General features: G+C 70.8%; 13 protein-coding genes. 7 read left to right on the top strand and 6 right to left on the bottom strand.

Features of this window, described 5'->3' with window-relative positions:
* The 3 genes from zwf (at position 1) to ACIA3K_RS00555 (ending at position 3,040) form a co-directional block, all read left to right on the top strand.
* The gene (zwf, locus tag ACIA3K_RS00545; protein ID WP_396798090.1) at positions 1-1,380 is read left to right on the top strand and encodes a glucose-6-phosphate dehydrogenase; all 1,380 of its coding nucleotides are present in this window, start codon (positions 1-3) and stop codon (positions 1,378-1,380) included.
* A gap of 128 nt (positions 1,381-1,508) precedes the next feature.
* Entirely contained in the window at positions 1,509-2,918 is a 1,410-nt protein-coding gene (locus ACIA3K_RS00550; protein ID WP_396798091.1) for an OFA family MFS transporter, read from the top strand.
* A complete protein-coding gene (locus ACIA3K_RS00555; protein WP_357118713.1) occupies positions 2,915-3,040 on the top strand; it encodes a hypothetical protein in 126 nt (41 codons plus the stop codon). The genes ACIA3K_RS00550 and ACIA3K_RS00555 overlap by 4 nt, the downstream gene beginning before the upstream one ends.
* A 36-nt stretch (positions 3,041-3,076) precedes the next feature.
* Here the strand turns inward: ACIA3K_RS00555 and ACIA3K_RS00560 are convergent, their stop codons facing one another.
* A complete protein-coding gene (locus ACIA3K_RS00560; protein ID WP_396798093.1) occupies positions 3,077-3,805 on the bottom strand; it encodes an SDR family oxidoreductase in 729 nt (242 codons plus the stop codon).
* A gap of 171 nt (positions 3,806-3,976) precedes the next feature.
* On the opposite strand from ACIA3K_RS00560, the gene ACIA3K_RS00565 reads away from it, so the two are divergent.
* Both ACIA3K_RS00565 and ACIA3K_RS00570 read left to right on the top strand, forming a co-directional pair.
* Positions 3,977-4,438 (top strand): peroxiredoxin, encoded by a 462-nt coding sequence (locus tag ACIA3K_RS00565; protein ID WP_396798094.1) that lies wholly within the window; start codon positions 3,977-3,979, stop codon positions 4,436-4,438.
* Between the two features lie 73 nt (positions 4,439-4,511).
* Positions 4,512-5,195, top strand: coding sequence for a hypothetical protein (locus ACIA3K_RS00570; protein ID WP_396798095.1), 684 nt, complete (start codon positions 4,512-4,514; stop codon positions 5,193-5,195).
* A gap of 34 nt (positions 5,196-5,229) precedes the next feature.
* Here the strand turns inward: ACIA3K_RS00570 and ACIA3K_RS00575 are convergent, their stop codons facing one another.
* A complete protein-coding gene (locus ACIA3K_RS00575; RefSeq protein WP_396798096.1) occupies positions 5,230-5,682 on the bottom strand; it encodes a MarR family winged helix-turn-helix transcriptional regulator in 453 nt (150 codons plus the stop codon).
* Between the two features lie 96 nt (positions 5,683-5,778).
* On the opposite strand from ACIA3K_RS00575, the gene ACIA3K_RS00580 reads away from it, so the two are divergent.
* The gene (locus ACIA3K_RS00580) at positions 5,779-6,210 is read left to right on the top strand and encodes a hypothetical protein (protein WP_396798098.1); all 432 of its coding nucleotides are present in this window, start codon (positions 5,779-5,781) and stop codon (positions 6,208-6,210) included.
* A 12-nt stretch (positions 6,211-6,222) separates the two neighbouring features.
* Here the strand turns inward: ACIA3K_RS00580 and ACIA3K_RS00585 are convergent, their stop codons facing one another.
* The 4 genes from ACIA3K_RS00585 to ACIA3K_RS00600 form a co-directional block, all read right to left on the bottom strand.
* Positions 6,223-7,407, bottom strand: a complete 1,185-nt coding sequence (locus ACIA3K_RS00585) for a hypothetical protein (protein ID WP_396798100.1) — start codon at positions 7,405-7,407, stop codon at positions 6,223-6,225.
* Between the two features lie 50 nt (positions 7,408-7,457).
* Positions 7,458-8,636 (bottom strand): enhanced intracellular survival protein Eis, encoded by a 1,179-nt coding sequence (eis, locus tag ACIA3K_RS00590; protein WP_396798102.1) that lies wholly within the window; start codon positions 8,634-8,636, stop codon positions 7,458-7,460.
* A 152-nt stretch (positions 8,637-8,788) separates the two neighbouring features.
* Complete coding sequence (gene cydB, locus ACIA3K_RS00595) at positions 8,789-9,787, bottom strand: cytochrome d ubiquinol oxidase subunit II (protein ID WP_396798103.1); 999 nt, start codon at positions 9,785-9,787, stop codon at positions 8,789-8,791.
* Between the two features lie 14 nt (positions 9,788-9,801).
* Positions 9,802-11,214, bottom strand: coding sequence for a cytochrome ubiquinol oxidase subunit I (locus ACIA3K_RS00600; protein WP_396798105.1), 1,413 nt, complete (start codon positions 11,212-11,214; stop codon positions 9,802-9,804).
* A 164-nt stretch (positions 11,215-11,378) separates the two neighbouring features.
* Here ACIA3K_RS00600 and ACIA3K_RS00605 point away from each other — a divergent pair, with 164 nt between their 5' ends.
* On the top strand, positions 11,379-12,143 hold the full coding sequence (locus ACIA3K_RS00605) for a lysophospholipid acyltransferase family protein (RefSeq protein ID WP_396798107.1): 765 nt from the start codon (positions 11,379-11,381) through the stop codon (positions 12,141-12,143).
* The last annotated feature ends 76 nt before the right edge of the window (positions 12,144-12,219 follow it).

The raw sequence follows: 12,219 nt of genomic DNA on the forward strand, positions 1-12,219 counted from the left end.
ATGCGCGTGCGTTCAGACGCGGTTGTGCTGTTCGGTGTGACAGGTGATCTTGTCTCGAAGAAGCTGTTTCCGGCGCTGTACGAGTTGACGCGGCGGGGGCGTCTCGACGTTCCGGTGATCGGGGTGGCCCGCTCCCCCTGGGATGACGAGCAGTTGGTGGCGACCGCCCGTAAGTCGGTGGCGGAGGCTTCCGACGAGGTGGATGACGAGACGTTCGACGCGTTGGCGGCCAACCTGTCGATGATCTCCGGGGACTACGCGGATCCGGCGACGTACGAGCGGCTGGCGGAGCGTCTGGGTGACGCGCAGCGGCCGATCTTCTATCTGGCGATTCCGCCCATGGTGTTCGGTTCGGTGGTGCGGGGCCTGGCGGCGGTCGGGTTGGCCGACCGTGGCCGGGTGATCGTGGAAAAGCCGTTCGGGCGTGACCTGGCGTCGTCCGAGGAGTTGGATCGGACGTTGGGGGCGGCCTTCGACGCGAGTCGGGTGTTCCGGATCGACCACTACCTCGGCAAGGAGGCGGTGGAGGGTTTGTACGCGTTCCGGTTCGCCAACCGGCTGTTCGAGCCGTTGTGGAACCGTGAGCACGTCGACAACGTGCAGGTGACCCTCGCGGAGGGTTTCGGTACGCAGGGTCGGGCTGGTTTCTACGACACGGTGGGTGCGACGCGGGACGTGTTGCAGAACCACATCTTGCAGGTCGTGGCGTTGATCGCGATGGACGCGCCGGCTGGTGACGACGTGGATTCGTTCCGCGAGGCGGAGGCGGCGGTGTTGCGGCAGATCGCGCCGTTGTCGCCGGAGTCGACGGTGCGGGGGCAGTACGCGGGTTACCGCGACGAGCCGGGTGTCGCGCCGGATTCGAACACGGAGACGTTCGTGGCGACGCGGTTGACGGTTGATTCGCCCCGGTGGGCGGGTGTGCCGTTCTATCTGCGGACGGGCAAGTCGTTGGCGGGGACGGCGACGGAGGTGGTGGTCGAGTTCAAGCGGCCGCAGCGGTCGTTGATCCCCGCCGAGGGTGGGGCGGAGGCGCCGGCGAACCTGTTGCGGTTCCGGTTGGGCCGTGGGGACGGCATCACGATGTCGATCCAGGCGAAGAGTCCGGGCGCGGAGGTGGCGAGTCGGCCGGTGGATCTGTCGGTGGACTTCGGCGCGGCGTTGGGTCGGCGTCAGGAGGCGTACGAGCGGTTGCTCGACGACGCGATGGACGGGCAGCATCTGCGGTTCGCGCGGGCGGAGACGATTCGGCAGGAGTGGCGGATCGTGGAGCCGATCCTGGATCTGGCGGAGCCGGTGCGTTCGTACGACAGGGGTGGTTGGGGTCCGGCGGACGCGGATGCGTTGGCGGGTGGCTGGCATGCGCCGGAGCTGGGGTAGTCGTCGCGTGGGCTGAGTGACCGCTCAGCTCACGGGAGGGACCGTCCGGCGATGGTGAGGTTTGCCGGTTGGGTGCGGGGTGGGCACGTTGTGGGGACGTTTCGTCCGCCTCGGAGAGGAAGCAGCGCATGCTGTCCGCACTCGATCGTCGGCATACCGTCGCGCCGCCCGGCTACAGCCGGTGGCTCATTCCCCCGGCGGCGTTGGCCATCCACCTCTGTATCGGCCAGGTCTACGCCACGAGCGTCTACAAGAATTCGTTGATCGCCCATTTCGACACGGGTCAGACCGCGATCGGGGTGATCTTCAGTATCGCGATCGTGATGCTGGGGTTGTCCGCCGCGGTGGCCGGGACGTGGGTGGAGGCGAACGGGCCGCGTAAGGCGATGTTCGTGTCGGCCTGCTTCTGGGCGGCGGGTTTCCTGGTGGGGTCGCTGGGCATCGCCACGAAGCAGTTGTGGCTGCTGTACCTGGGGTACGGCCTGCTCGGCGGCATCGGTCTGGGTATCGGGTACATCTCCCCCGTGTCCACGCTGATCAAGTGGTTCCCGGATCGGCCGGGTCTGGCGACCGGTTTGGCGATCATGGGGTTCGGTGGTGGGGCGATGGTGGCCTCTCCCCTGTCGCGGCAGTTGCTGTCGTTCTACGACCCGGGTTACGACCCGTCCAACGCGGGTTCGACGGCGTCGGGCAGCGCGCTGGTGTGGTTGTTCGTGACGTTGGGCCTGGGCTACTTCGTGATCATGATGTTCGGGGTGGCGAACGTGCGGGTGCCGGCCGAGGATTGGCGTCCGGCGGGCTTCGATCCCGCGTCGGTGGCGGCGAAGCCGCTGGTCACCACGGCGAACGTGTCGGCCGCGAACGCGGTGAAGACGCGGTCGTTCTGGTTGTTGTGGGTGGTGTTGTTCTGCAACGTGACGGCCGGTATCGGCATCCTGGAGCAGGCCAGCCCGATGATCCAGGACTTCTTCCGGGAGAACGGGACGTCGGCGGTGTCGGTGGCGGCGGCCGGCGGGTTCGTGGGTCTGCTGTCGTTGTTCAACATGGCGGGCCGGTTCGTGTGGTCGTCGACGTCGGATGTCATCGGCCGTAAGCCGATCTACCTGGTGTATCTCGGCGTGGGCATGGCGATGTACGCGCTGCTGGCGCTGTTCGGGCACACGGCGACGGCGTTGTTCGTGCTGTTCGCGTGCGTGATCCTGTCGTTCTACGGTGGCGGGTTCGCGACCGTGCCGGCGTACCTGCGGGACCTGTTCGGCACGTACCAGGTGGGGGCGATCCACGGCCGGTTGTTGACGGCCTGGTCGGCGGCGGGTGTCGCGGGTCCGTTGATCGTGAACGGGTTCCTCGACGCGCAGGGCAAGCCGGGCACGTTGACGGCGGCGGCGTACCGGCCGGCGCTGCTCACGATGGTGGGTGTCCTCGCGGTGGGCTTCGTGGCGAACCTGCTGGTGCGACCGGTGCCGCAGCGCTATCACGAGCCGGTGGAGCAGGACGTGGACGAGGTCACGGCGGCGCAAAGGACTGGTACGCGATGAGCGACGACGGTCGGAGCGGGCAGCAGGCCCGGTTGTGGATTTCCTGGCTGGTGGTGGCGGTGCTGCTCGGCTACGGGGTCGTGCAGACGGTGATCACGGCGGCGAAGCTGTTCACCCATTGAGAGCGGTGGGCCGGGGCGCGTGTCGCGCGCCTCGGCTCACAGGGCGCCGGAGACCCGCAGCACGGCGCCGGCGGTGTAGGAGGCGTCCGGGCTGAGCAGCCAGGCGATGGCGGCGGCGATCTCGTCGGGTTCGCCGGAGCGGCCCATCGGGATACGGCCGGCGGCGCTGTCGGCGCGGTCGGGTACGCCGGAGTCGGTGTGGATGTCGGTGCGTACGAGGCCGGGGGCGACGCCGTTGACGCGGATGCCGCGCGGGGCGAGTTCCTTGGCCAGGCCGACGGTGAGGGTGTCGGTGGCGGCCTTGACGGCGGCGTAGTGCACGTACTCCCCCGGGCTGCCGAGGGTCGCGGCGGCGGAGGAGACGTTGACGATGGCGCCGCCTTCGGTGAGGCGGCGGGCGGCCTGCTGGGCGCAGAGGACGTACCCGATGAGGTTGACGTCGACGACGCGGCGCAGGTCGTCCACGCGCAGCTCGGTGAACGGGCCGATGAGGCTGGTGACGCCCGCGTTGTTGACCAGGCCGGTGAGGGGGCCGAGCTGCGCGGCGGCGTCGAACAGGGCGGTGACCTGGTCGGGGTCGGTGGTGTCGGCGCGCACGGCGATGGCCTGGACGCCGGTGGCGTGCAGGTCGGCCAGGACGGTCGCGGCGGCGGCGTCGTCGCGGCGGTAGCACAGGGCGATGTGGTGGCCGGCCGTGGCGAGGCGACGGGCGGTGGCCGCGCCGATGCCGCGGCCGCCGCCGGTGATGACGGTGACGGGTGCCATGGCGCCTCCGGGTCTGTCGGGCGGGTTGGGCCGACGCTACCGTGACCGGCGCGGATGAGTCGTCGTAAGGAGGGTCACATGCGGCGGGCCCTGGTGCTGGTGGCGCACGAGGCGCTGCGGGTGTGATCGCTTACGCTCACCGCGCGGTCGTTCGGACTACGGAGGTGCGCGGTGGCGGGTGTGGGTGTCGGCGATGTCGTGGACGACTTCGAGCTGCCGGATGAGACGGGCACGCCGCGGCGGCTGTCGGAGTTCCTGGCGTCGGGGCCGGTGGTGCTGTTCTTCTATCCCGGGGCGATGACGCGGGGGTGCACGGCGGAGAGCTGCCACTTCCGGGATCTGGCGGCGGAGTTCACGGCGCTGGGCGCGTCGCGGGTGGGTATCAGCCGCGACGAGGTGGCCAAGCAGGCGGAGTTCTCGAAGATGCACGGCTTCGACTATCCGCTGCTGTCGGATGTGGACGGGACGGTCGCTCAGGCGTTCGGGGTGCGGCGGCGGGTGCCGTTGGGGGCGTTGAGCACGAAGCGGATGACGTTCGTGATCGGTACGGACCGGCGGATCATCGAGGTGATCCACAGCGAGGTCAGCATGAACGACCACGCCGATCGGGCGTTGCGGGCCCTCGGCGGTTGAGCCCCGTGCGGCGGGTGTCGCAGCCGACTGGTATCAAGACAGCAATCAAACAGGTGTACGGAAGAGGGTTGTGATGGATGCCGGCCAGGGTTTGTCCACTGACGAGGTGCGCAGCATCCGGGAGGCGTTGGCGGCCGGCCGTAAGCCGAGGGTGGTGTTCACCGCGTCGGCCGGGCAGATCGCCGGTCAGGTCGGCCAGGTGGTCGAGTTGACCGATCCGAACGTGTCCGACGAGTTCGTCGTGGTGCGGTTCGGTCGTGACGAGTTGCCGTTCTCCCCCGCCGATCTGGCGGTCGCGCCCAAGGGCGCGGGCCGGCGGGTGGTGGAGCCGAAACCGGAGCCGGAGCCGGAGGCGCCCGCGGTGGCCGCGCCGGAGTTCGTGTTGGACACGCCGCGGGTGCCCGCGCAGCGACAGGAGGAGCCGAAGGTGGAGCAGGCCGAGAAGCCGCCGGCGCGGCGGGCGGTGAAGGCCGCGAAGCCCAAGGGGCCCGCAGGCCTCACGGTGACCCTGGCGTACGCGGACGGCGAGTGGACGGTCGCCGCTCAGCAGGGCAGCAAGGCCCTGGCGAAGCCGTACGTGGTGAAGCCGGCCGAGGCGTTGAAGATGGTGGCGCTGGTGGACGTGCCGGGTGTGCAGGAGGCGGTGGAGCAGATCCTGGGCGCCGAGCGGGCCGAGGCGGAGCAGCAGGCGGAGAAGCTGCGCGCGGAGCTGGCCGAGATCGAGGCCCGGTTGGCGGAGTTGCGCGAGGCGAGCTGAGCGTTGCCGTGCGCTGGGCGGGCCCGACCGGCGGTCAGTGGCCGCTGTGGTGTTCGAGCAGTCGGGTGAGCAGGCGGATCAGCTGCGCGCGTTCGGCGCTCGACAGGGGCGCGAGCAGGTCGTCCTGCACGCGGGCGACGGTGTCGGCCATCCGGTGGGCTTCGTGGGCGCCGGCGTCGGTGAGGCTGATGACGTTGCGGCGGCGGTCGGCCGGGTCGGGGGCGCGTACCACGAGTCCCCGGCCGGCCAGGTCGTTGATGGCGGCCACGACGTCGCTGCGGTCGATGCCGCAGCGGCGGCCCAGGTCGGCCTGGCTCGCGGGGCCGTCCTCGGCCAGCGAGGCGAGGAGCCGGAAGTGGTAGCCGCGTAGGTCGTGTGCGGCGAAGCCCGCGCTGGCGAGTCGGCCGGCGTGGGCGGCGGCCTGGTTGAGCAGCCAGCTCGCGGTGGTACGCAGCCCGGCGGGTGACTGCGGGGCGGTGGCGTCCATGGCGGGAGCCTAACAGTAATCGTTGGCGTGACCCACAAACCGTGTTACGTTGGTTCTACCAACGTTGGTTTAGCCAACGTTTCCGAAGGAGGCAACGTGTCCACTCTCAACGGTCAGGTCATCGGTCAGGCCCACTTCGCCACCCGGGCCCTGCTCGAGCACGCCATCGCGCCCCTGGGCGTCGACTTCGGCCAGGTCCTCGCCCTCAACGCCCTCACCGCCGGCCCCGTCGACCGGACTCCTCTCGTGCGGCGCCTCGCGCGCGCCCGCAGGGTCGACGAGTCGGGCGTGCACGAGGCGATCGTCGGCCTCGTCGACGCCGGCCTGGCGCGGCTCGACGACGCCACCGAGCCGCGGGTGTCGCTCACCGACGCCGGGCACCGCACGCAGGCCCGTGTCGCCGAGGCCGTCGGGGACATCACCGCCCGGCTGTACGCGGACATCCCGCCCGCCGAGGCCGACGTCGCCGCCCGCGTCCTCACGCTCGTCACCGAGCGGGCCAACGAAGAGCTGGCGGCCGTCGCCTGAACCGACAGCCACTCAGGCGCGTCGGTTCATGGCCGCCCGGATCCGCAGCCAGGACGGGTCGGTCGCAGAGGTCTCGCTGACCGTCGCCAGGTCGCCGGACTGCCAGTCCCGCGTCCCATCGGTGAGGTCGAGCTCATCCATGTCGACGACCGGCGCCTCGCGGGTGCTGGCGAGGAACTCGGTCACCGTGGCCGTGGACACCTCGTCCGGGCCGGTTTCACTGACCGACAGCAGCAGAAGCTCGTCGTTGCCGGCGACGACGAGCTCACCGGTGGCGGTGGCCGCCAGCGCGGTCACCGCTGCCCCGGGCAGCACCTCGTGCTCGACCACCCGGCTCCCGTCGACGTCCAGCTCGACGACCACGCCTTCGGGAGTGCCGACCCAGAGGGTCCGCGGCGACCGGCCGAACGCGACGTTGTGGCGGGACCAGGCGTTCATCTCGTCCAACCACTCCTGCGGGTACGGGTACCCCGGGCTCGGCTCCCCCAGCGTCAGGCCCAGGACGCGCCGCAGCGAGGGAAACGCGAACACCTCCAGCGAGTTGTCGTACGCGTTGCCCCGTACCGCGAAGTGCCGGCCGTCCGAGCTGAAGATCGGCTCTTCGTAGCCGTCGCAGTCCAGGACCAGCGCACGCCGCAACGGCCGCAGTACCGGCCCGGTGTCCGCGCAGAAGAGCACCAGCGTGGCGCCCTGGTCGCTCTCAAGGGTGCAGACCAGGCCTCCCGCCGGATGCGCCACCACCCCGGTGTCCCACCGAGGGCCGATCAGGGTGGTTCCCGAGGCGAGGTCGAGGGCGACGGAGTGCTCCCAGCCGTCCGTTCCGGCAGCGGGCGACAACCAGAGCGTGCGACCGTCGGGGCTGAATGCCACCTCCCGCTGGTACTCGGTCGAGGTGACGGCGTCGACTGGTGACGTGCCCGAGGGAGTCCAGAGGACAACGCTCTCGGCGTCCGCCACCGCCAGCATCGGGTCGTCGGGGTGCCATGCGGCGCAGGGTGTCCGCTCATGGTTGACGTCCTGGGCGTAGCCGGCCGAATCCACGCCGACGGCTGCGCGCTGCCGCAGGTGTCCGTCCCGGTACTCCCAGATCCGGATCGCCGGACGGTCGGCGTCCCAGGCCGCCACCAGTGCAAGGCGCGGATGGGGCAGCAGCCGCTGCACCGTCTCTCCAGAGTGGACGCGAGTCAGGATCTCCACCGACACACCCTATCGACGTGGCGGACGGCTGAAGGTCCCCGAGACGGCCGTCAGAAGTAGTCGAGCAGTTGTGCCGGACCGCCGGCGCCCAGCAGGTCCAGGGCGTCCGGCTCGACGCCCACGGTGTGCAGGAGGCCGGACTGGGCCACCGAGCGGGCGCCCGCGGCGCCGGCGTACAGCAGCGCGAAGCCGCGCACGTCCAGCCGCAGGTCCGCCTCGCCGTCGATCCGAATCAGCTCGGCGGCGCCGTCGGCGACGGCCAACCGCCAGGTGCCGGTGTTCCACTCGGCGAGCGCGTCGGTGAGGTGGAAGTCGACGAAGCCCCGCAGGTGCGCGGGCCAGCCGCGTTCGCCCACCGCCCGTACGACGTCGACCGGGCGGTGCATCCACAGGTCCCGCTCGTGGTCCCGGGCCGCCTCCAACGGCAGGTGGACGCTGACGGCGTCACCGTCGAGCGGGCACAACCGCAGGGTCGGCGCGACACTGGCCCAGCTCCCGAGCACGCCGACGAGCTCCCGGGCCGCGGCGGCGGTGGTGGCCAGGGCCTCGTCGACGGTCAGCACCGAGTCGGCGCCGTAGCCCCGTCCGCGTTGCCAGGTGGCGTAGCCGACGAGGGTGCCGTCGTCCTCGACGAGCGTGATCCCGTCACCGGGCAGTTTCGGGTCGGCGGTGAAGAAGTCGAACAGCTTGCCCCGGCGCGTCAACATGCCGTTGCGGTGGCGGGTGACCCGCTCGTAGAGGGCGGCGACCGCGTCCAGGTCGGCGAGGGTGCCGGCGCGGACGGTCAGGTGCGACGCGGGCCGGTGCCGGGGCAGCGCGGCGGTGGCGAGGTCGACGGTGCGCAGCACACCGGCGGCCTCCCAACCACAGGCGCGGTAGGGGGCGGCGACGGTCGGGTACAGCGCGCTGATCGCCGCGCCGCGCTCGCGGGCCCCGGCCAGCAGGGCGGTGAGCAGGGCTCGGGCCACGCCCCGACCCCGCGCCTCGGGGGCGACCGCCACCCCGGCGACGTCGGCCGCCGCGACGGCCCGTCCGGACCACCACTGGTCGTGGTGCAGGTCGACGGCCTTGCCGACGAGCCGGCCGGTGTCGTCGAACGCGCCGTAGCGGGTCATCCCGGGCACCTCGACGCTCGTGCTGGCGGGGCGCTCCGAGGTGGAGCCGAACGCGAACCGGCCCAGCTCCCAGGCGTCGTCCAGGTCGTCGATGGTGAGTTCACGAACGCGCATCGGCACACCGTAGCGGCACGCCCCGACCCCGACCAGCCGATAAACCTCCCCCGGCCGGACGCCCGTCGATCATGGACTCGTGGTGGGTGACAAAGCACCCTTGACGCCCCAGGCCGGGCACCACAACTCCATGATCGGCGAGGGCGGGCGGGTCAGTGTTGGGGGATGTTGGCTACGCCGATCCGCTTGCGGAACACCCAGTACGTCCAGGCCTGGTAGGCCAGCACCACCGGAGTGAAGATCACCGCCACCCAGGTCATGATCTTCAGGGTGTACGGGGTGGAGGCGGCGTTGGTGGCCGTGAGCGTGCCCGCCGCGTCGAGGGTGGACGGCAGCACGTTCGGGAACAGCGCCGCGAACAGGGTCGCCACGGCCAGGCCGATCGCCACGGCCGTACCCGTGAACGCCCAGCCCTCCCGTCGTACCCGGGCGGCGGCGAGGCCACCGAGCAGGGCGAGGGCCGCGCCGACGGCGAGCACGACGGCGGCCGCGCTGGAGCGGATGCTCAGCGTCCACGCCAGGAAGCCGACCGCGAGCACGGCGGCCCCGACGCCGAGGCGCACCGCGAGGGCGCCCGCGCGTTCGCGGATGTCGCCGGTGGTCTTCAGGGCCAGGAACACCGCGCCGTGGGTCAGGAACAACGCGAGCGTGGTCGCGCCACCGAGCAGGGCGTACGGGTTGAGCAGGTCGACGAGGCCGCCGACGTACTCGTGGTCGGCGTCCAGGGGCACACCGCGCAGGATGTTGGCGAAGGCGACGCCCCACAGGATCGCCGGCAGCAGCGAGCCGACCACGATGGCGGCGTCCCACCGGCGCTTCCAGGACGCCTCGGGGCGCTTGTGCCGGTACTCGAAGGCCACCCCACGGGCGATCAGGGCCAGCAGGATGAGCAGCAGCGGCAGGTAGAAGCCGGAGAAGAGGGTGGCGTACCACTCGGGGAACGCGGCGAACATCGCCCCGCCGGCGGTGATCAGCCATACCTCGTTGCCGTCCCAGACCGGGCCGATGGTGTTGATCAGGACGCGGCGCTCGCGGTCGTCGCGGCCGAGCACGGGCAGCAGCATGCCGACGCCGAAGTCGAAGCCCTCCAGGATGAAGTAGCCGGTGAACAGCACGGCGACGAGGAGAAACCAGATGGTGGTCAGGTCCACGATGGGCTCCGGGATCAGTAGGCGAAGGCGAGCGGACGCTCGGCGTCGTCGGTGTCGTCGGTGGGGGGCTGTTCGCTGACGTCGGGCACGCCGGCCCTGGCGTAGCGCAGCAGCAACTTGACCTCGATCACGGCGAGGGTGGCGTAGATCAGCGTGAAGGCGGTGAACGAGGTCAGGACCTCGGTCAGCGAGACGCTGCGGGACACGCCGTTGCGGGTGAGCATCTCGCCGAAGACGATCCACGGCTGGCGGCCCATCTCGGTGAAGATCCAGCCGAAGGAGTTGGCCAGCAGCGGCAGCACCGGCATGGCCAGGCCGGCGCGCAGCAGCCACCTGCTGCGCGGGGTACGACCCCTGCGCTGGCTCCACAGGACCAGCAGGGCGATCGCTCCGGCCGCCAACCCGAAGCCGACCATGAAGCGGAAACTCCAGTAGGTGACCGGGATGATCGGGGTGTAGCTGCCCGGGCCGTACTGGGTGGCGTACTGGGCCTGGAGGTCGTTGATGCCGTGCACGGTGCCGTTCGGGTCGCCGGTGCCCAGGTACGACAGCAGGTACGGGATCTTCAGGGCGAACACCTCGCGGCTGCCGTCGAGGCTGCCGATGGTGAGCACGCTGAACGAGGCGGGGCTCTCGGTGGTGTAGAGGCCCTCGGCGGCGGCCATCTTCATCGGCTGCACGTCCGTCATGATCTTGCCCTGGATGTCGCCGGTGAACAGCACGGCCGCCGAGGCGACCAGGACCACCCAGGAGCCGAACTTCGTGGCGAAGCGGTACGCGCCGGTGTCGGCGGAGTCGCGGTTGCGGATCACGTGCCACAGGCCGACGGCCACGATCAGCGACCCGGCGACCAGGAACGAGCCGGCCAGGGTGTGCGGGAAGGTGATCAGGGCGACCTTGTTGGTGAGCACGGCCGGGAAGTCGGTCAGCTCGGCGCGTCCGCTGTCGGGGTTGATGCGGTAGCCGACGGGGTTCTGCATGAACGAGTTCGCGGCGAGGATGAAGTACGCGGACAGGTTCGTGCCGATGGCGGCGGCCCAGATGCTCGCCAGGTGGGCGCGCTTGGGCAGCCGGTCCCAGCCGAAGATCCACAGGCCGATGAACGTGGACTCGAGGAAGAACGCCACGAGCGCCTCGATGGCCAGGGGCGCGCCGAAGATGTCCCCCACGAAGCGGGAGTAGTCGCTCCAGTTCATGCCGAACTGGAACTCCTGCACGATGCCGGTGACCACGCCCATGGCAAAGTTGATCAGGAACAGCTTGCCGTAGAACTTGGTCAGCTTGAGGTAGCGCTCGTTGCCGGTGCGGTGCCACATCGTCTGCAGGATCGCCACCAGCACGGACAGGCCGATGGTCAGTGGCACGAACAGGAAGTGGTAGACGGTCGTGACACCGAACTGCCACCGGGCGACGTCCAACGCGTCCACCTGAACCCCCAACTATGCGTACTACGAGACGTAGTAAATACTACTGCTCGTCGTAGAGAAAGGGGCAGGGCCGGGCGGCCCAAACCGGCCCGGGACCAATGACCCTGATCACTCCGGCCGCTCGCCCTCGCAGCCCCACCGGCTCGTGCGAGGATGGCGCGCTGATGGACACGACGACCTGGCAGCCACCACTGCTCTGGCGGGCCGCCCTCATGCTGGCCCGCGCCCTGGTGGCCCTGCTCGCCCGCCTCGAGGTCACCGGCGACGTCCCCGCGCACCTGCGCCGGGGACCGCTCGTGCTGGCCGCCAACCACATCAGCCCGTTCGACCCTGTGGTCATGATCGCCGCCTGCCGGGAGCGGGGCGTCGCCCCACGGATCATGGCGACCGCCGGACTGTTCCGCGCCCCCGTGCTCGGTGCCGCCATGCGCCACGTCGGGCACATCCGGGTCGACCGGGGCACCAGCGCCGTCCACCAGGCACTCGACGACGCGGCCGAGGCCGTCGCGGCGGGCTCGGTGATCCTCATCTACCCCGAGGGACGCATCGGCCTGGACCCCGGCATGTGGCCCGAACGCGGCAAGACCGGTGTCGCCCGGCTGGCGTTGGCCTGCGGCGCTCCCGTCATCCCGGTCGCCCAGTGGGGCGCCCACGAGGTGCTGCCCTACCAGGCGCCGAAGGGGATGCTGCGCGGCATCGCCCGCGCCCTGTGGCGTCGCCCGGTGATCCGGGTGCACTTCGGCGAGCCCGTCGACCTGGGCGAGTCCAACGCCACCACCCCCGGGGCGGCCCGCCGAGCCACCAACCGCATCATCGACGCCCTCACGGACACCCTCGCTCCCCTACGCCCCAACGAACCCGACGGCCCCCGCCACGTCGACCCCGGCCGCCCCATCGACACCACCCGCACCCACCGCCGCACCCCCTAACCCCCCACCCCCGCGATCTTGCACTTTCTGTCGCGACATAGCGGGCCTAGCCGTCCATAACGGCGACACAAAGTGC

The sequence above is a fragment of the Micromonospora sp. NPDC051543 genome (assembly GCF_044454415.1).
Classification (GTDB): Bacteria; Actinomycetota; Actinomycetes; order Mycobacteriales; family Micromonosporaceae; genus Micromonospora.